Below are 329 nucleotides of genomic sequence, written 5' to 3' on the forward strand. Positions count from 1 at the left end.
GGAGCAGCAGCTGGCGGCTTTATGGCAACAGGTGCTGGGCGTGGAGCGTATCGGCCGCGATGACAGTTTCTTCAATATAGGCGGCTCTTCACTGAAGGCCATCCAGCTGATCGCCAGGATTTACAAAGAGCTGGACGTGCAATTAACGATAGCGGATTTGTTTTCGCATCCTGTGCTGCATGAGCAGGCATCGCTGATCAAAGCCAGCGTGCATACGGATTACCAGCCTATCCCTGTTGCGGCGGCCATGGAGCACTATCCGCTGTCGCACTCACAGCAACGGCTATGGGTACTGGAGCAGCTGCAGGGACATGCGGCTACGTATAACA

1 protein-coding gene is annotated in these 329 nt (G+C 55.6%); it reads left to right on the plus strand.

Annotation, left to right across the window (positions count from 1 at the left end; translation table 11 throughout):
• Nucleotides 1-329, plus strand: a 329-nt coding sequence (locus ACTJJS_RS33570; RefSeq protein WP_440668420.1) for a phosphopantetheine-binding protein, incomplete at both ends; no start/stop codon positions are given.

It is taken from the genome of Chitinophaga sp. 22308, assembly GCF_052045305.1.
GTDB classification, from domain to species: Bacteria; Bacteroidota; Bacteroidia; order Chitinophagales; family Chitinophagaceae; genus Chitinophaga; species Chitinophaga varians_A.